The 16,874-nt window shown below is 71.4% G+C and carries 16 protein-coding genes; 6 read left to right on the plus strand and 10 right to left on the minus strand.

All coding sequences use genetic code 11. The features are described 5' to 3' along the window. Window positions 1–87: 87 nt before the first annotated feature. The gene (locus QNO09_RS00415) at window positions 88–999 is read right to left on the minus strand and encodes a hypothetical protein (RefSeq protein WP_283968390.1); all 912 of its coding nucleotides are present in this window, start codon (window positions 997–999) and stop codon (window positions 88–90) included. A gap of 115 nt (window positions 1,000–1,114) precedes the next feature. Continuing rightward, window positions 1,115–1,678, minus strand: a complete 564-nt coding sequence (locus tag QNO09_RS00420) for a PadR family transcriptional regulator (protein ID WP_283967969.1) — start codon at window positions 1,676–1,678, stop codon at window positions 1,115–1,117. A 243-nt stretch (window positions 1,679–1,921) separates the two neighbouring features. Here QNO09_RS00420 and QNO09_RS00425 point away from each other — a divergent pair, with 243 nt between their 5' ends. The 4 genes from QNO09_RS00425 to QNO09_RS00440 all read left to right on the plus strand — a co-directional run bounded on the left by QNO09_RS00425 (window position 1,922) and on the right by QNO09_RS00440 (window position 6,322). Continuing rightward, a complete protein-coding gene (locus QNO09_RS00425; RefSeq protein WP_283967970.1) occupies window positions 1,922–3,214 on the plus strand; it encodes an activator-dependent family glycosyltransferase in 1,293 nt (430 codons plus the stop codon). Between the two features lie 71 nt (window positions 3,215–3,285). Continuing rightward, entirely contained in the window at window positions 3,286–3,912 is a 627-nt protein-coding gene (locus QNO09_RS00430; RefSeq protein ID WP_283967971.1) for a dTDP-4-dehydrorhamnose 3,5-epimerase family protein, read from the plus strand. 8 nt (window positions 3,913–3,920) lie between these two features. Beyond that, entirely contained in the window at window positions 3,921–4,883 is a 963-nt protein-coding gene (locus QNO09_RS00435; RefSeq protein ID WP_283967972.1) for an NAD-dependent epimerase/dehydratase family protein, read from the plus strand. After that, window positions 4,880–6,322: an NDP-hexose 2,3-dehydratase family protein gene (locus tag QNO09_RS00440; protein ID WP_283967973.1), complete on the plus strand. Its 1,443-nt coding sequence runs from the start codon at window positions 4,880–4,882 to the stop codon at window positions 6,320–6,322. Before QNO09_RS00435 ends, QNO09_RS00440 begins: the two co-directional genes overlap by 4 nt. A 77-nt stretch (window positions 6,323–6,399) precedes the next feature. Here QNO09_RS00440 and QNO09_RS00445 read toward each other — a convergent pair whose 3' ends face one another. From QNO09_RS00445 to QNO09_RS00455, 3 genes are all read right to left on the minus strand, one after another. Next, window positions 6,400–7,509 carry a DegT/DnrJ/EryC1/StrS family aminotransferase gene (locus tag QNO09_RS00445; RefSeq protein WP_283967974.1) on the minus strand — a complete coding sequence of 370 codons (1,110 nt, stop codon included), beginning with the start codon at window positions 7,507–7,509 and terminating at the stop codon, window positions 6,400–6,402. Next, a complete protein-coding gene (locus tag QNO09_RS00450) occupies window positions 7,506–8,234 on the minus strand; it encodes a class I SAM-dependent methyltransferase (protein ID WP_283967975.1) in 729 nt (242 codons plus the stop codon). The genes QNO09_RS00445 and QNO09_RS00450 overlap by 4 nt, the downstream gene beginning before the upstream one ends. A 299-nt stretch (window positions 8,235–8,533) precedes the next feature. Continuing rightward, entirely contained in the window at window positions 8,534–9,313 is a 780-nt protein-coding gene (locus QNO09_RS00455; protein ID WP_283967976.1) for a cyclase family protein, read from the minus strand. Window positions 9,314–9,461: 148 nt separating this feature from the next. Here QNO09_RS00455 and QNO09_RS00460 point away from each other — a divergent pair, with 148 nt between their 5' ends. Continuing rightward, a complete protein-coding gene (locus QNO09_RS00460; protein WP_283967977.1) occupies window positions 9,462–9,887 on the plus strand; it encodes a nuclear transport factor 2 family protein in 426 nt (141 codons plus the stop codon). A 55-nt stretch (window positions 9,888–9,942) separates the two neighbouring features. Then, entirely contained in the window at window positions 9,943–10,674 is a 732-nt protein-coding gene (locus tag QNO09_RS00465) for an SDR family NAD(P)-dependent oxidoreductase (protein WP_283968391.1), read from the plus strand. 87 nt (window positions 10,675–10,761) lie between these two features. On the opposite strand, the gene QNO09_RS00470 is transcribed toward QNO09_RS00465, so the two are convergent. The 5 genes from QNO09_RS00470 to QNO09_RS00490 are packed head-to-tail and all read right to left on the minus strand — an operon-like array spanning window position 10,762 to window position 16,690. Continuing rightward, the gene (locus tag QNO09_RS00470) at window positions 10,762–12,120 is read right to left on the minus strand and encodes a nuclear transport factor 2 family protein (protein ID WP_283967978.1); all 1,359 of its coding nucleotides are present in this window, start codon (window positions 12,118–12,120) and stop codon (window positions 10,762–10,764) included. 8 nt (window positions 12,121–12,128) lie between these two features. Then, on the minus strand, window positions 12,129–12,914 hold the full coding sequence (gene fabG / locus QNO09_RS00475; protein ID WP_283967979.1) for a 3-oxoacyl-ACP reductase FabG: 786 nt from the start codon (window positions 12,912–12,914) through the stop codon (window positions 12,129–12,131). Between the two features lie 7 nt (window positions 12,915–12,921). Continuing rightward, on the minus strand, window positions 12,922–14,223 hold the full coding sequence (gene rfbH, locus QNO09_RS00480) for a lipopolysaccharide biosynthesis protein RfbH (RefSeq protein ID WP_283967980.1): 1,302 nt from the start codon (window positions 14,221–14,223) through the stop codon (window positions 12,922–12,924). Window positions 14,224–14,234: 11 nt separating this feature from the next. Next, window positions 14,235–15,554: an activator-dependent family glycosyltransferase gene (locus QNO09_RS00485; protein WP_283967981.1), complete on the minus strand. Its 1,320-nt coding sequence runs from the start codon at window positions 15,552–15,554 to the stop codon at window positions 14,235–14,237. Beyond that, window positions 15,551–16,690 carry a cytochrome P450 family protein gene (locus tag QNO09_RS00490; protein WP_283967982.1) on the minus strand — a complete coding sequence of 380 codons (1,140 nt, stop codon included), beginning with the start codon at window positions 16,688–16,690 and terminating at the stop codon, window positions 15,551–15,553. The genes QNO09_RS00485 and QNO09_RS00490 overlap by 4 nt, the downstream gene beginning before the upstream one ends. Window positions 16,691–16,874: the final 184 nt, after the last annotated feature.

Genomic DNA, 16,874 nt, shown 5'->3' on the forward strand with positions numbered 1-16,874 from the left:
AGGTCAGACTGAAACCCTCGGTGGCGTGCCTCGCGACGGCCTAGAAGACGGCTGGATACCGCTCCCCGGTGGATACCGCTCCCCGGGTCAGGGGCCGACGCGCCCCAGTCGCACGGGGATGCCGACGTCGCGCTGCCAGGCGTGGCCGAGTCCGGCGGCGGCGGCGATGGCGCCCCAGCCGGCCAGCTCACCGCCCCGGTAGTGGACGATGTCGGAGCCGTACCGCCGGGGCAGGGCCCGGCCCGCGACGATCTCGGCGAGCAGCAGGGACTCGTGCCGGGGACCCGCGGAGCGGCCCCAGGGGGGAGCGAGGCTGATGTGCCGGACGTGGGGTTTGGAGGTGGCGGGCGTGGCCGTGGCGGTCTGGTCGATCAGGAGGGCCCCGGCCGCGAGCCATTCGGCCCGGACGGATGGATGGCCGCCGGTGACGGCGACGACGTCGGCGCCACCCGCGGTGGTGCGGGCGTCGTCGCAGACGCGCACCCGCAGGCCGGTGCGCAGGGCGGCCGCATCGGCGAAGTCCCGGGCCCGGCGCGGCTCCCGGTCGACGACGTGCACCTCCGAGAGCGACGGCAGCGCGCGATGCAGGACGAGGAGGCAGGACCAGGCCGGTTCGCCGGTGCCCAGGAGGGCGAGCAGGGAGGGCACCGGCGGGGCCAGGTACCGCGCGGCGAGCCCGGACGGGATGGCGCTGCGCCATCCGTCCAGGGCACCCGCGTCGACCAGGCCGAGGAGGGACCCGTCATCGGCGAGCAGCAGTTCCACGCGCGGGGCGGACGCGTCGGCGCCGGGGTCGAGACGGACGGCGAAGCAGCGGCCGAAGGGGCCGGGCGCGTGCGGTCCCACGGTCATCCGGCAGCGTGTGGCGGGGAGCAGGACCAGGGTCTCGGGGCCGAGCGCCGGCCCGCGGCCGAGGAGCAGTCGCTGGACGTCGGAGAACCGCTCCTCCATGAAGGCCTCGTCGTCGAAGGCGTCGTCCACGTCCTCCGAGGTCAGCATGATCGGCACAGCGGACGTCCTCTCGGGACGGGCGTGATGGGTATGCAAACTTGAGTATCACGGGACGCGTGCCGACATCCACCAAAGTGCCGTCAACGGCCGGAAGGGTGCCATGTCAGGCGCCCTTCTCCTCCCCGGCCATGACGTAGGCGCCCGCCTCCAGACGCTCGATCAGGGCCTCGGTCCAGGCGGCCTGGCTCGCGGCGCCGTGTTCCCAGAGGCCGAGGAGCTCACGGATGTGGGCCCGCTGCGGCCGCTCCCCCGCCGTCTCGTCGACCTTGGCGATCAGCTCCCCCTGCTCGGCCGAGAGCGACGCGATGCGCTCGCGCAGCAGGCGGATCGCCTCCTCGCGGCTGAGCGCGGGCAGCAGGACCAACGCCGCCCCCAGCATGTCCGGCCGGTTGTTTCCCTGGCGCAGCGCGTCGCGGAGCAGCCGGAAGAACTCCTCCTCACCGGGGGGCGCGATCTCGTAGTCGACCCGGCCCGGCCAGTCGGGGATGTCGGTCGACTTCAGCAGCCCGTCCTTGGCCAGCTGCCTGAGCGCGTGATAGATCGAGCCGAACTTGATGTGCGCCCATTCGTCGGCACCCCAGGACAGCAGCTCGGAGCGGACCAGATAGCCGTGTGCCCGGCCGTGCATCCGCACGACTCCCAGAACGAGCAATCGCGTGGCGGACATCGTCTCCCTGCTGAATCTCCCTCACGGCCCGGCCTGCAACCGGTGCTCCGCGCATCGACCGGGCCTCGCCGGCTGGTCCCACGGTAGTACATGACCTGCTGTTCTCCGCGGGCGCGGGAGGGACGGAACGCGCGCAGCGCCCCCCTGTCGAGTGCCGCTGCAACGACTCTCGACTTCCCTGCGAGGTCACGGCTCGAGGGTGGAGGCCCATCGCACACGGTCATTCGCCGAACAGGGGTTGGGATGCGGGTACTCTTCACCACCTTCGCCGCCAAGTCGCACATGCACGCCCAGGTGACACTCGCCTGGGCCCTCAAGGCAGCGGGCCATGATGTCAGGATCGCCAGTCATCCCGATCTCGCCGACGAGATCACCCGTACCGGGCTGACCGCCGTCGGTGTCGGGGAGGAACTGCATCTCGACGAGCAGATGCAGGAGACCCAGGAGAACATCGGCCAGGACGTCGACCAGCTGGAGAGCCAGGCGCAGGTCGGTCTCGACATGAGCGAGGTCCGCCCGGAGCGGCTGACCTGGGACTACACACTCGGTGTGTTCACGGCCATGACCTCGGTCGTCTTCCAGAACTGCTGTTCCGACCAGATGGTCGACGAGCTGGTGGAGCACTGCCGCTCCTGGAAACCCGACCTGGTCCTGTGGGACACCATGACCTTCGCCGGCGCGATCGCCGCCATGGCCACCGGGACGGCGCACGCCCGGCTGCTCTTCGGCCTCGACCTGGCGGGCCGGATGCGCGAGACCTTCCTGGAGCAGCTGGCGGCGCGCCCGCCGGAGCTGCGGGACGATCCGCTGCGCGAGTGGCTCACCTGGAGCCTGGAGCGGCACGGCGCCTCCTTCGAGGAGGCCGCGGTGACGGGCGACTTCACCGTCTGCCCGCTGCCGGCGTCCATGCGGTTCCCGGTGGACCTGCACTACGTCCCGGTGCGGTACGTGCCCTACAACGGCCAGTCCACGGTGCCGCGGTGGCTCCAGGAACCGCCGAAGCGGGGCCGCCGGGTGTGCATCACCCTGGGCGTGGCGCACCGCGAGGTGCTGGGTGCCGACCGGGCTTCCATCGGCGACCTGCTGGAAGCCGTCGCGGGTCTCGACGACGTCGAGGTCGTCGCCACGCTCAACGAGAGTCAGCTGAAGGACTTCGACACCCTCCCGGACAACGTGCGGGCCGTCGACTTCGTCCCGCTCGACGCCCTGCTGCCCACCTGCGACGCGGTGATCCACCACGGCGGGTCGGGCAGCTTCGGCACGGCGATGATCCACGCCGTGCCCCAGCTCATCGTCGTCGACGGCGTCTGGGACACCATCAACAAGGCCCGCTACCTGGAAGAGCACCAGGCCGGGCTGTACGTGCCCGGCAAGCTCAGCGCGAAGGGACTGCGCGAGCTGCTCGTCCGCCTGCTCGAGGAACCGGTCTTCAAGCGCAACGCCGAAGCACTGCGGCGTGAGGCGCTGGCCGCTCCCGCACCCGCACAGGTCGTTCCCACGCTGGAGCGCCTGGCCGCCGAGTACCGCCGCCGGTGACCGGCGCGACACGCGCACCAGGGCCGCCGGCCCAGCCGCACCCCACTACCACCCGGACGGTGAACCAAGCGATGCAGATCCGTAAGCTCAAGGTCGAGGGAGCGTACGAATTCACCCCCCGTCAGTTCCGTGACCATCGCGGGCTGTTCGTCTCGCCCTTCCAGCTGGAGGCGTTCCAGCAGGCCCTGGGACGGCCGCACTTCCCGGTGGCGCAGACCAACCACAGCATCTCCCGGCGCGGCACGGTCCGCGGCATCCACTTCACCGTCACGCCGCCCGGCACCGCGAAGTACGTGTACTGCGCACGCGGCCGGGCCCTCGACATCGTGGTCGACCTGCGGGTCGGCTCGCCGACCTTCCGGCAGTGGGACGCGGTCGAGATGGACCAGGTCCATTTCCGCGCCTCGTACTTCCCGGTCGGCGTCGGTCACGCCTTCGTGGCGCTCGAGGACGACACCGTCATGTCCTACCTGCTCACGGGCCCGTACGTGGCCGAGAACGAGCTCGCCGTCGACGTCTTCGACAAGGACCTGGGCGTGCGCGTCCCTTCGGACCTGGACACGGTGCAGTCGGACCGGGACCGGGTCGCGCTGTCCTTCGCCGCGGCACGGGCCCAGGGTCTGCTGCCCGACTACGCCGAGTCCGCGGAGGTCGAGGAGCGCCTGTGGCAGCCCTCCGGCATCGGCGTCCAGCGCTGAGCCCGGTGATGTCCACCAGGAAGCAGGACGAGACGGCCGCCGGCGCCGTGGCCGTGCTGGGTGCCACCGGGTGCGTCGGCCGCAGTGTCTGTGCCGAGCTGCTGCGGACCGGGCACCGGGTGCTCGCGGTGGCCCGGCGCCCGGCCCCCCACACACGGGCGCACGCCTTCGTTCCCCTCGATGTCGTCGACACCACGCCCGAGCAGCTCGCCGCACTCCTCGACGCGCACCGGGTCAACACGGTCGTCAACGCCACCGGCGGCTGGGGCGCCACTGTGGAGGAGATGCGCCGCGCCCACATCGACCTCCTGGAGCGCCTGGTCGACGGGTGCGCCGCGACATCCCGACGACTGCGGATCGTCCAGATGGGGTCGATCCACGAGTACGGACCCGTGCCCGACGGTGTCCTCATCGACGAACACCGCGAACCCGGCCCGCTGACCCCGTACGGGCTGACCAAGCGCACCGGCTCCGAGCACCTGCTCGCCCAGACCCGGGCGGGCAGGGTGGACGGGGTCGTGCTGCGCGCGGTCAACGTCTGCGGACCGCACACCACGTCGGCCAGTTTCCTCGGTGCCGTCGTGGCCCGGCTGCGCGCCCTCGGTCCCGGCGACGAGCTCACCCTCGACGTCGCCGACGCCCGGCGGGACTTCGTCGACGTGCGGGATCTGGCCCGGGCGGCCGTCGCCGCGGTGCACGCAGCCGTCACCGGCCTGGTCGTGAACATCGGGCGCGGTGAGGCGGTGCCCATGCGCGACCTGGTCGAGTCCCTGTTCGACGCGGCCGGCGTGGACGCCACGTCGGCACGGCTCAACTCCGCCGAGGTCGCCAGCAAGGGTGGCGGCTGGACCTGCGCGGACATCCGGTTCGCCGCCCAGGTGCTCGGCTGGCGGCCCACGATCTCCCTCGGCGACTCCGTCCGGGCGATGTGGGAAGCGGCAGCCGGCACCACCTCCCTGGAGGTCTCATGACCGACTCGCGTGCCCACACCTCCACGTCGACCCGCGATCCCGTCGAGCGGCGGATCGACGCGTCGGCGCGACTGCGGACCGGCCCTCTCGGCGACCTCTCCGACTTCACGGACTGGTTCGCCGACTACGGCCGGCGGGCCTACACCCATGTCGACCGGGTCCCCCTGCACGCCCTGGAGGGCTGGGAGACCGACCCGGACACCGGCGACCTGCGCCACCACACGGGCCGGTTCTTCACCGTGCACGGACTGGAGGTCGAGCGTCCGGGCGCGCCGGTCCCGCGGTGGACCCAGCCGATCATCAACCAGCCCGAGATCGGCATCCTGGGCATCCTCACCGCCCCCGTCGACGGGGTGCTGCACTGCCTGATGCAGGCGAAGGTCGAGCCCGGCAACGCGGAGGGGCTCCAGCTCTCCCCGACCGTCCAGGCGACCCGCAGCAACTACACCCGGGTCCACCAGGGACGCCCGGTGCCGTATCTGGAGCACTTCCTGGACATCCACAGCCGTCCCGGGGTGCTCGCCGACGTACGGCAGTCCGAGCAGGGGTCGTGGTTCTACCGCAAGCGCAACCGCAACGTGGTCGTCGAACTGCCGGAGCCGGTGGAAGCCCTCGACGGCTACCGGTGGATGCCGCTGGGCCAGATCCATGAGCTGATGGGGCGCAGGGACACCGTCAACATGGACGCCCGGACCGTGCTGTCGTGTCTGCCGTTCACCGGGGCGGGTGTCGACAAGCCGGACAGCGACGACTTCCGGTCCGCGCTGGTGCGCTCGGGCGACCCCGGGTCGCGCGCTGTGCACAGCGAGGCGGAGGTCCTCGGCTGGATCACCGACCGGCGCACGAGCAACGACATCGCGGTCCGCCGGGTCGCGCTCGGCGAGCTGCGGGACTGGAACCGCACCGACGAGCGCATCCGTCACGAGGCGGGCGCCTTCTTCGACGTCATCGGGGTACGGGTGGACGCCGGCGGCCGAGAGGTCCACCAGTGGAGCCAGCCGATGATCGAACCGGTCGGAGAGGGCGTCATCGCCTTCCTCGTCCGGCGGTTCGAGGGGGTGCTGCACGTCCTGGTGCACGCGCGCGTGGAGCCGGGCTTCGCCGACGTGGTGGAGCTGGGCCCGACCGTGCAGTGCGTCGCGGAGAGCTACGCGCAGCTGCCCGGCGGGACCGCCCCGCCCTTCCTCGACGAGGTGCTCGGGGCGCCCGCGGAGCGCGTCCGGTTCGACACGGTGCTCTCCGAGGAGGGCGGCCGCTTCTTCCAGGCGCTCAACCGCTACCTGATCGTGGAGACCGACCAGGACGTGCCCCGCGACCATCCCGACCATCGCTGGATGACGCTGCACCAGCTGTCGGACCTGCTGCGGCACAGCCATTACGTCAACGTCCAGGCCCGCAGTCTGATCGCCTGCCTGCACAGCCTTTACCACAGGGCCTGACGACAGACCGGGAAACACCGTGTCCCGGTGAGGCCGGCGCCTCACCGGGACACGGTGTTTCCCGCACGCGCACGGCTTCAGAGGCCGGCGATCACCTCACGGAGCGCCTCGATCACCTTCTCCTGGACGTGCTGCGGCAGCGAGGGGTACATCGGCAGGGAGAAGATCTCCTTCGCCAGCCGCTCGGTCACCGGCAGATCGCCCGCACGGTAGCCGAGGTGCGAAAAGCCGCTCATCGTGTGCACCGGCCAGGGGTAACTGATGTTCAGCTCGATGTCGTACGCCTTGAGCCGCTCGATGATGCGGTCCCGCTCGGGGTGGCGCACCACGTGGACGTAGTGGACGTGATCATTTCCCACCGCGTTCGCGGGGAGGACCAGGCCGGTGTCCCCCAGCCCCTCCGCATAGCGTCGCGCCACGCGCCGCCGGCCCTCGATGTAGGCGTCGAGACGCCGTAGTTTGCGGCGGAGGATCTCGGCCTGGACCTCGTCGAGGCGACTGTTGTGCCCGGGGGTCTGGACAACGTAGTACCTGTCCTCCATGCCGTAGTAGCGCAGCCGTCGCAGATGCGCGTCCGTGCCGGCGTCCCGGGTGACCACGGCGCCGCCGTCGCCGTACGCCCCGAGCACCTTCGTCGGGTAGAAGGAGAAGGCCGCGGCGTCTCCCATGGTCCCGGCCAGCCGGCCGTGGTGCCGGGCGCCGTGGGCCTGGGCGCAGTCCTCCAGGACCTTCAGCCCGTGGCGCTCGGCGAAGGCGGTCACCGCGGCCATGTCGACGCACTGCCCGTACAGGTGCACCGGCACGATGGCCGTGGTGCGCTCGGTGAGCGCGTCGGCGAGCAGGTCGGTGCGCATGAGGTAGTCCTCCTCGCGCACGTCGACGAAGACCGGCCGGGCCCCGACGGCGTCGATGGCCAGGACGGTCGGGGCCGCCGTGTTCGACACGGTGATCACCTCGTCGCCCGGTTTCACCCCGAGCGCCTGCAGGCCGAGGACGATGGCGTTGGTGCCGTTGTCCACACCCACGCAGTGCCTCTGCCCGTGGTAGGCGGCGAACTCCTGCTCGAAGCGGGAGACGCTCTCTCCGAGGACGAGCTGACCGGACTGGAACACCGTGTCGACGGCGTCGAGGAGTTCCTCGCGCTCCTCGACGTACTCCCGCAGATAGTCCCAGACGTATGTGGTCATCGTCCGGACACCTCCCGCTCCTTGACTCCGACGAAGAGGCCGCGGCCCGTCGGCGGACCCGGCTGGTACGTGACGGAGCAGCCGGCGTCCGTGAACGCCTGCTCGTACTCCTCGCGCGTGAAGAGGGTCAGAACGTCGATCTCGGTGAAGGTCCTGATGCCCGACGGTTCCCCGACGAGGAAGCGCACCTCCATGCGGGTGGCGCGCCCCTGGAGGGTGGAGTGGGAGATCCGGGCCACGGTCCGGTCGCCCTCGCGAGCCAGGTCCCCGGCCACGAACCCTTCCTCGAACTGTTCGGGGAACCACCACGGTTCGATGATCAGCGCGCCTCCCGGGTCGAGATGGCGGGCCATCGAGGCCACGGCGGAACGCATCTCCTCGACGCTGCCCAGGTAGCCGATGGCGCAGAACATGCAGGTGACGACGGAGTACCGGCGGCCGAGGTCGAAGTCGCGCATGTCGCCCTCGTGGATGGTCAGGCCGGGCCACCGCTTCAGCGCCAGGTCACGCATCGGCGCGGCGATCTCCAAGCCCTCCGCCGTGGCGAAGAGCTTGCTGAACGGGCCGAGATGGGCGGCGGTGCCGCAGGCCACGTCGAGCAGTGTGTCGGCGCCCGGGGCGTGCCGGCGTGCCACGGCCGCGATGTCCTCGGCCTCCGCCGCCCAGTCCTTGCCCCGGCTGCGGTACACCGTCTCGTAGACCTCGGCGAGGTCCGTGCTGTACATGGTTTCTCCTCGGGTCGGCTGCTGTCTTGGGCGCCAGGCGGCGGTGGGCCGTGCTGGTCCTGGGAGGGGTGGCGAACGACACCCCCTGGGCCCCTTCTGATGGATCTCCGTGGGAGAAGGAGCGGCGTTCGGTGCGTGCTCTGGGGGTCCCCCCTGGGGAGTGCCGCGTGGAAGCCCTCGTAGCGGAGCTACTTGGGCTTCACGCGGTGCGGCGGTGGGGGCCCCTCCCGTTCGAGCGAAGCCGAGAACGGGGGAGCGTGCCGGGCGTCGCGACGCCGCGGAGATCCATCAGAAGGGGCCTAGTCGTCGACGAGGGCGACCGCTCGCGCCCAGCCGGCCCCGGCACCGGCCACCTTCACCGGGAAGCAGGCCACCTGGAAGCCGTACGGCGCGGGCAGTTCCTCCAGTCCCGCGAGCCGCTCGATCTGGCAGTACTCCCGGTGACGTCCGGCGAAGTGAGCCGGCCAGAGCACGGCGGGATCCCCGGTCCGCCGGTATTCGGCGATGATCGTGGCGAACGGCGCGTCCAGACTGAACGCGTCGGTGCCGACCACGCGGATGCCGGCGTCGAGCAGGAAGGCGATGGCGCTCGCGTCGAGTCCGACGAAGTCGGTGAAGTACCGGCTGGTGCCCGACCATGCGGCGGCGCCGGTGTGCAGGATGACGATGTCGGACGGGGCGAGTGTGTACCCGATCCGGTCCAGTTCCTTGCGCAGATCGGCCGCGTCGACCACGCCCGCCTCACGGCCCCGGACGTCCAGGACCACTCCGGGGGCGAGGAACCACTCCAGCGGCATGGCGTCGATGTGCCGGGGCACACCTGTGCCGTACGTCGTCCGTGAGCCGTAGTGCGAGGGCGCGTCGACGTGCGTGCCGGTGTGGGTGGTCAGACTCAGCCGGTCCAGCGAGAGGAACTCGCCGTCGGGCAGGTCGTCGGGGTCGAATTCGATACCGAAGTGCTGCCGCATCTCGTCGCGCATGTGCAGCGCGCCCTCACGCGGGGACATCACCTCATGGACAACCGGGTCCGGTTCGAACGAGCCGGAGTCCACCGGCGAGGACAGGTCAATGATGCGCACGGTCACCTCCTGGACGACCCGGCCAGCCTGGCCGCAGCCGCTCGGAAGGCATTGGAATCCCGCTCGACGACCGCCGCCGTCTCGAGCGGGATTCGACAGGGGTGCGTCAGGGTCGGGCAGGGAGGACCGTCGTCACGGGAGGCCGTTCATGGACAACGCGAACAGCGCACACAGCACGGACATCCAGCAGTTCTACGCCCGCCACATGCAGCTGCTCGACAGTGGTGAGGCCGAGGCGTGGGCCGGCACGTTCACGTCCGACGCCACCTTCGCCGCCCCGTCGATGACCGAGCCCGTCCGGGGCCGGGACAACATCGCCGCCGGCGCGCGGGCGGCGACCGAGGGACGGGCCGCGGCCGGGGAGGTGCACCGTCACTGGGTGACGATGACGACCGCCCGCGGCACCGCCGACGGCTTCGAGACCGTGTCGTACGTGCAGATACTGGCTACCGCGCGCGGTGGCGCCCCGCGGGTGCACCTGTCCTGCGTGATGCGCGACCGGCTGGCCCGGCAGAACGGTGAACTGCTCGTGGCGGAGCGGCGCATCACACGGGACGACCGGCCGGGCGACTGACCTCGACCGCGCTTCGAGCCGTCGTCAGTAGCGTCCCGGCATGACTCCTAGGACTGTGATCATCACTGGTGGTGGCACCGGGATCGGCCGTGCGACGGCCCGCCGTTTCGCCGGGCAGGGCGACCGTGTCCTGGTCGTGGGCCGCACCGCCGCCGCCCTCGACGAGACCGCCGACGGCCACGACGGAATCCGCACCCTGGTGGCGGACATCACCGAACCGGCAGCCGGTGAGGTGGTGGTGGAGACCGCGCTGCGGGCGTTCGGACGTGTCGACGTGCTGGTCAACAACGCCGGGACCGGCACGTTCGCGCCGCTCGCCAAGCTCGACCGGGCCGCGACCGAGCAGCAGGTCGCCATCAACCTGATCGCACCGGCCTTCGTGGCACAGGCCGCGCTGGACGCCTTGGAGGTGACCGGCGGCACCATCGTCAACATCAGCTCCGCCGGGTCGCTGGGCATCCAGGCATTCCCCGACAACTCGGTCTACTGGGCCACGAAGGCGGCGCTCAACCACTTCACGCGCACCTGGGCCGTGGAGCTCGCGCCGCGCGGTATCCGGGTGGTGTCGGTGGCCCCGGGCGTGACCGACACCGGCATCGGGGAGCGGGTCGGCATGTCGGCCGAGGAGTACCAGGGGTTCCTCCGTCAGCTCTCCGAGCGGATCCCCCTCGGGCGGGTGGCCACGCCCGAGGACGTGGCGTGGTGGGTCACGGCTCTGGCCGACCCCGGCGGCCGTTACATGACGGGCGCGGTCGTCCCGGTCGACGGCGGCCTCTCCCTCACCTGACCCCTCTGGGAGAGGGGCCCACGCACGCCTGCGGGCCGCACCGTTCTCCGGTGCGGCCCGCAGGCGTGCGTGCGGTCGAGTGAACGCTCAGACGCCGTCGTGCTCGACCCTGCGGTGGCGGACCAGCCAGCCGGCCCCGTGCGGCACCAGTTCGTCCTCGCACACCGCGCTCAGGTGCAGCCTGGTCTGCCCCCCTGCCGGGGTCACCAGGACCTGGGCGTAGCAGCGGGTGCTCAGGGAGCCGTCGGGCCCGGGCACCACGGTGAGCATGGAGAACACGTGCCGCCGCTGCTCCGGGGTGTCCGCCGTGCGTTCCAGGTTCCGGCGTACGGCCGTGGCGACGGCCTCCCGCCCGCGCAACGGCTCGGGGACCGTGTTCTGCGCGAAGACGCCGTCCTCGGTGAACGTCCCCGCCCACTCCTCGGCCTGCCGCTCGTCGAGGAGCCGCATCTGCCGCGCGTAGAACTGCTGCACGGCGACGTACGTCTCGGCGGAGACCGGCTCGGCGGCGTGCAGCCGCTTCGCGTGCTCCGCGGCGCACCGCAACGTGGTGAGACTGTTGCGCCCGAGTGCCTCCCGGATCATGGTGCGGGCGGCGGCCACGTCGGCCTGCGGGCCGAGGACGGTGGTCACGGCGTCCGGCTCGATCCGCACGGTGTGCCGGGAGGTGACCGTGCAGCCCCGCCCGTCCTCCTCGAAGATCCATTCGCCGGTGTGCGCGGCCATCAGCGCCGGCGTCCGGATCTGCTTGTACACGATCCGCTCGGCGGGGAAACAGACACGCACCGAACGGGTGGTGTGGGTCTCGCCGTCGGCGGTGAGCGTGTCCATCTCGAGGATCTGCTCGTTCGGGGTGTCCTCGGTGAGGACGACCCGGGCGACGTGCGGCAGCCGCTCCCTCCAGCGGTCGGCGGCGCGGATGAACTCATAGGCGTCCTTCGCCGAGCCTTCCACGTGCACGCTGTCGTCGAACGTGAAGGTGAGGCCCGGGGCCGCGTCCTCGACGCCCCGGCGCAACGCCTCGAGTTCGGCGCCGCTGTTGGTGTCGATCGCCCGGCGGATCCACTCGACGTGCTCCGGGGCGTCGTCGACGGCGGTGAACGCGTGTGTGAACCGCACCCGGGTGTGGTCCGCGCCGAGCGGCTCCAGCCGCCACTCGCCGCTCATGCTCCGCACCGGCTCGCGGGACACTTCCTGACGAAACGTCACTCGCAGTGCCGCACGGTCCAGTTCGCGGCGCGAGGTCCAGCTCTTGACCTCCCCGTTGGCCGTCGCCCAGATCCTCAGCCGCTCCTGCCGGTCGTCGCCCTCCAGACGCTCGACATGGACGCTGGGCGGGAAGTGCACCGGCCAGCGCGAGGCTTCGGCGACGAGGTCGAACACCGCTTCGGCGGGCGCTCGCACGTCGATCTCGTGAACGGTGTGGTGCACGGTCTCGTCCGGCATGGCTCTCCTCAGTAGTTGCCCAGCCCGCCGCAGACGTTGATCGCCTGCGCGGTGATGGATGCGGCCGTGTCGGTCACCAGGTAGCCGACCAGGCCCGCCACTTCGTCGGGTGTGCTGTAGCGGCCGAGGGGGATCTTGGCCTGGAACCGGTCGAGCACCTCCTCCTCCGTGGTCTCCCAGGCGGCGGCGTAGCCCTGCCGGACCCGCTCCGCCATGGGGGTCTCCACATAGCCGGGGCACACCGCGTTGACCGTGATGCCGGTCTTGGCCAGCTCCAGGCCCAGGGCCTTGGTGAAGCCGACGACCCCGTGCTTGGAGGCGGAGTAGGGGGCGCCGAGCACCACGCCCTGCTTGCCGCCGGTGGAGGCGATGTTCACGATCCGGCCCCAGCTCCCCTCCCGCATGCGGCCGGTGGTCAGCACCGTGCGGGTGACGCGGAAGACGCTGTCCAGGTTGGTGGCCATCACGTCGTCCCACAGTTCGTCCGTGATCGTGTGGGTCTGGCCGCCACCACTGCGGCCGGCGTTGTTGACGAGCACCTCGACGGGCCCGTAGCGCTCCACGGCGGCGGCGACCAGGGCCTCGATCTGCGCCACGTCGCGTACGTCGCAGGCGGCACCGTCCACGTCGTGGCCCTCCGCGCGCAGCTCCTTGACGGTGAGCGCGACCCGGTCGGCGTCCCGGGCGCAGAGGAACACGCGGTGGCCGGCTGCGGCCAGCGACCGTGCGACGGAGAGGCCGATGCCGCTGGTGGCACCGGTGACGACGGCGACCCGGCTGGCTTGTGCGGACATGGTCTGATCAGCCCCTTCGCGTGCAGAACTCGGTGATGGACTCGACGACGTAGTCGAGCATTTCGCTGGTGAGCCCCGGATAGACGCCGATCCAGAAGGTGTCCTCCGTGACGGTGTCGCAGTTGGTCAGCTCGTCCACGACCCGATAGCGCACGTCCTGGTAGGCGGGGTGGCGGGTGATGTTCCCGCCGAACAGCCGGCGGGTGCCGATCTTCCGGCCTTCCAGGAAGTCGACCAGGTCCCTGCGGGTGAAGCCCGCGCCGGGCAGCACGGTCAGGGCGAAGCCGAACCAGCTCGGATCGCTGCCCGGCGTGGCCCGCGGCAGCAGCAGTCCGGGCACGCCGGCCAGTCCGTCGTGCAGCCGCTGCCAGTTGCGCCGCCGGGCCGCGCCGAAGTCGTCCACCTTCTGCAACTGGCTGAGCGCCAGGGCTCCCTGGAGGTCGGTGGCCTTCAGGTTGTAACCGACGTGGGAGAAGATGTACTTGTGGTCGTAGCCGGCCGGGAGGGTGCCGAGCTGGTAGTCGAACCGCTTCAGGCAGGTGTTGTCGGTGCCCGGTTCGCACCAGCAGTCGCGGCCCCAGTCGCGCATCGACTCCACGATCCGGGCCAGTTCGAGGCTCGACGTGAGAACGCAGCCGCCCTCGCCCGCGGTGATGTGGTGGGCGGGGTAGAAGCTCACCGTCGACAGGTCGCCGAAGGTACCGGTGAGCCTGCCCCCGTAGGTGGAGCCGACGGCGTCGCAGTTGTCCTCGATGAAGAACAGGTCGTGGCGGGAGGCCAGTTCCGCCACCTCGGCGACCGGGAACGGGTTGCCGAGAGCGTGCGCGATCATGATGAGCCTGGTGCGCGGGGAGATCGCTGCCTCGATCTGGGCCAGTGAGGCGTTGTAGGTGCCCAGTTCCACGTCGACGAAGACCGGTGTCAGACCGTTCTGGACGAGCGGGTTGATCGTCGTGGGGAAGCCGGCGCCCACCGTGATGGCCTCGTCGCCGGGGCGCAGCCGCAGGTCCTTCAGCTTCGGCGAGGTGAGCGCGCTGACCGCCAGCAGGTTGGCCGACGATCCCGAGTTCACCATGTGCGCCTTGCGCAGCCGGAAGTAGCGGGCGAAGTCGCTCTCGAACTTCCGGGTGCGCACACCGGCGGCGATCCGCATCTCCAGCGCCGCCTCGACCAGAGCGTGCCGGTCCTCCTCGTCGAGGACCGCACCCGAGGACAGGATCGGCGTGATCCCCGGTTCGAAGGCGCGCGTCCCCTGTTCCTTGTGGTACTTGCGCGCCAGTTCCAGCACCAGCGCCTTGGTGTCCGTCACCTCTGAACCCCTCACCCTCGGTCGTGGACTGAGCCGTTCGTGCCGTACGCCGCCCGTCCGGCAGGGGGATCGCCGCGATGTTCGGCGACCAGCCGCTCCAGCACCGGGACGACCTCGTTGGGGCTGGGCACGGCGAGCAGTTCCTCTTGGAGCCGCCGGGCCCCGTGGGCGAACGACGGCTCGGTGATCAGTCGCTGGACCTGCTTGCGCAGCACATCCGGAAGCAGGTCGGCGCTCGGCACGCACAGGCCGGCGCCGATGTCCTCCAGGCCACGGCCCATGACCTCGGTGTCCCAGCCGAAGGCCAGGATCAGCTGGGGCACGGCGTGCAGTTCGGCCGTCGCCTTGGTGCCGACGCCCCCGTGGTGCACGACCGCGTCACACGTGGGCAGCAGATCGTTGAGCGGGACGAAGTCCACCAGGCGTACGTTGTCCGGCAGGTCCTTCGCCGCCTCACGGGTCGCCTCGTCGACGGTGGCCACGATCTCCGCGTCCAGCTCCGCGAGATGGGCCAGGAGTCCGGCCAGGTCGACGCCGACGTCCGAGGCCGAGGAACCGAGTGTCACGCAGATCCGGCTTCGCCCGGGATCGGCCCGCAGCCAGTCCGGCACCACCGCGGGGCCGTTGTACGGCACGTGCCGCACCTGGACGGTCGGCAGTTCCAGGTCGAGCTGGGTGCTGGGCGGCGTGGTGTTGACCGTCCACTGGCCGGTGACCATGTCCTCGTCGAACCCGGCGCCGGATCCCAGCCGCAGCAGCGTGCGTTCCAGCCACTCCGCCGTGGGGTCCTCGCGGTGCTCCGGCTCCTGCTCGGCGGCCAGCCGCAGGAACTCCTTGCGGGCCCGCACGCTGATGTCGGGGCCGGAGACCAGCCGGCAGTGTGCCGCGCCGGTCACGCGCGCCGCGATGGCCCCGGCGAGGGTGAAGGTCTCCCAGACGATGAGGTCGGGCTGCCAGGAGCGGGCGAAGTCCACCAGGGCGTCGACCATGGTGTCGTTGTTGAGCGCGCCGTAGAGCGTGGGCACCATGACGCTTTCCAGGCCCAGCAACTGCTCGTAGGTCCACGGGTGTTCGCCTCGGGCGGCGTAGTCGAAGCCCTGGACGTGGGCCGAGGCCTCGTCGTGGAGCTTGCCGAGCAGCCCCAGGTCCTCCAGCGCCCCGAGCGACCACTCGACGGGCACGGCGGTCAGTCCCGTGCCCGTGATGACGTCGGTCAGCTCGGGCTGGCTGGCGATCCGCACCTCGTGGCCCGCGGTACGCAGGGCCCACGCCAGCGGCACGAGTGGGTAGTAGTGGGTGTGGTGGGCCAGTGAGGTGAACAGAACCCTCATCGCGTCTCCTCCTCGCCGAGTCGGACCGGCAGCCTGACCAGGCGCCGGGTCAGGGGCGCCCTGCGCGCACGCACCGGCGAGCCGTCCGGCCGCAGCAGCGGGAACCGCGCGGCCAGCGCCGCCAGGGCCTGCTCGGCCTGTGCCCGTGCGGCCGGGAGCACGGTGGCGCAGGCGGCCACGGGCAGCGGGGCCGGATCGCCGCCGGTCCCGGTGATCACGACGGTGACGGGGTCACCGGTCTCGATACGGTTGCCGGCCACCTCGGCCGGGGCGAGGGCCACCAGGGGGTGCGCCCGCCACAGCGGCCGGTCGCGCAGGGCCTCCACGACCACCCGGGCCGCGTGCGCGGGATCGGAGCGCAGCAGTTCCCACTCCCGCGGCCGGTCGAGGAGCGTCTGGAGGGCGTTGCCGAGCAGGTCCGCCGCGGCCCGCGCGCCGGCCACGGCGAGCACCAGGCCGGCCTCCGCCCGGTCGCCCCCGGCGAAGAGCTCCCGCAGTCCCCGGACACCCTCCGCCAGGCGCCGCGTCACCTCCAGCGTCTGTGGGCAGAGCAGCGCGTCCACGGCCGGGGTCACCGCGGCGATGTCGACGGCGAAAGCCGCGTGCCGCTCTTCGGGGACGTCCAGGAGTGCGGCGTACACCGCCGCGGTCAGTGGCTGGACGAAGTCCGCCACCAGGTCGGCCCGGCCCGGTTCGAGCCGGGCCGCGGCCTGTCCGGCCCGTTCCCGTAGCGCCCCGGTGTGCCCGCGCACGGCCCTCGTCCCGCCCCGCAGTGCCAGGTCCCTGGCGAGCTCCGTCGTGCGCTGGCGTGCCGGGTCGGGCAGCCAGGTCTCCGCCTGCGGCACGGCGGCGGACACCGCCAGGTCCGGGCAGCCGGACAGCTGCCGGAGCGCCGCGGGGCCGGTGACGACCCAGGTGTCGAGCCGGCTGCGCCACACCGGCCCTCGCTCCGCGATCGACGCGAGCACTCCGCCCGCGTCGTCCGTGCCGCCTTCGCCTGTCTCGAATCCCCGCACCAGCCGCGCGTACGGGTCGCCCTCCCCCGGCACGAACGGCTCGCCGTTGATCGCGTAGAGCCACTGTGCCGCGTGGACGAGTTGCAGTTCGCGTCCCAGGGCATGCGTCGCCGCCGTCACCCCGCCACCTCCGTCATCCGATTCCCTCGGCAAGGTACGGGGCCGTATTAGAAGAACACTCGAACTGCCCTATTCCGCCTGCCCTTTTACGCATCCACCGTTCCTCAAGCGGTGCTTGATCTGCCGCCCGTACGGTGGGCAACCCACTGGACTCCCGCAAGGTGATGAGGACCCCTATGCCAGA

It is taken from the genome of Streptomyces sp. 378, from assembly GCF_030124145.1.
In the GTDB taxonomy this organism is placed as follows: domain Bacteria; phylum Actinomycetota; class Actinomycetes; order Streptomycetales; family Streptomycetaceae; genus Streptomyces.

Excerpts from the sequence above, each read along its gene's own strand:
- QNO09_RS00485 (WP_283967981.1), bottom strand. The coding sequence starts at position 15,554 with ATGAGGGTTCTGTTCACCTCACTGGCCCACCACACCCACTACTACCCA.
- QNO09_RS00460 (WP_283967977.1), top strand. The coding sequence starts at position 9,462 with ATGGACAACGCGAACAGCGCACACAGCACGGACATCCAGCAGTTCTAC.
- QNO09_RS00435 (WP_283967972.1), top strand. The coding sequence starts at position 3,921 with ATGTCCACCAGGAAGCAGGACGAGACGGCCGCCGGCGCCGTGGCCGTG.
- QNO09_RS00430 (WP_283967971.1), top strand. The coding sequence starts at position 3,286 with ATGCAGATCCGTAAGCTCAAGGTCGAGGGAGCGTACGAATTCACCCCC.
- QNO09_RS00445 (WP_283967974.1), bottom strand. The coding sequence starts at position 7,509 with ATGACCACATACGTCTGGGACTATCTGCGGGAGTACGTCGAGGAGCGC.
- QNO09_RS00450 (WP_283967975.1), bottom strand. The coding sequence starts at position 8,234 with ATGTACAGCACGGACCTCGCCGAGGTCTACGAGACGGTGTACCGCAGC.
- fabG (WP_283967979.1), bottom strand. The coding sequence starts at position 12,914 with ATGTCCGCACAAGCCAGCCGGGTCGCCGTCGTCACCGGTGCCACCAGC.
- QNO09_RS00470 (WP_283967978.1), bottom strand. The coding sequence starts at position 12,120 with ATGCCGGACGAGACCGTGCACCACACCGTTCACGAGATCGACGTGCGA.
- QNO09_RS00425 (WP_283967970.1), top strand. The coding sequence starts at position 1,922 with ATGCGGGTACTCTTCACCACCTTCGCCGCCAAGTCGCACATGCACGCC.
- QNO09_RS00415 (WP_283968390.1), bottom strand. The coding sequence starts at position 999 with ATGCTGACCTCGGAGGACGTGGACGACGCCTTCGACGACGAGGCCTTC.
- QNO09_RS00440 (WP_283967973.1), top strand. The coding sequence starts at position 4,880 with ATGACCGACTCGCGTGCCCACACCTCCACGTCGACCCGCGATCCCGTC.
- QNO09_RS00420 (WP_283967969.1), bottom strand. The coding sequence starts at position 1,678 with ATGTCCGCCACGCGATTGCTCGTTCTGGGAGTCGTGCGGATGCACGGC.